General features: G+C 62.6%; 1 pseudogene. It reads left to right on the top strand.

The annotated features are described in order from the left end of the window. Positions 1 to 262: pseudogene (pssA, locus tag HU743_RS27055) on the top strand (CDP-diacylglycerol--serine O-phosphatidyltransferase); the annotation flags it as partial.

Below are 262 nucleotides of genomic sequence, written 5' to 3' on the forward strand. Positions count from 1 at the left end.
GTGGTCGACTGGCTGCGCGCCCAGCGCGGCTTGATCGGAGCCGGCAAGCAGCCGGGCAATGCGGCCTGGTATCAGGAAATGACCCGCACCCACCAGAGCGTGGTGCCGGTCTACGGCGTGCCGGTGCAGACTCGCGAGCTGTTCGGTGTGCTGCACCTCAAAGGCTTCGTGATCGATGACCGAGTGGTCTACAGCGGTGCCAGCCTGAACAACGTTTACCTGCACAAGTTCGACAAGTACCGCTTCGACCGTTATCACGTGC

Source organism: Pseudomonas sp. SWRI99, from assembly GCF_014270125.1.
Classification (GTDB): domain Bacteria; phylum Pseudomonadota; class Gammaproteobacteria; order Pseudomonadales; family Pseudomonadaceae; genus Aquipseudomonas; species Aquipseudomonas hamedanensis.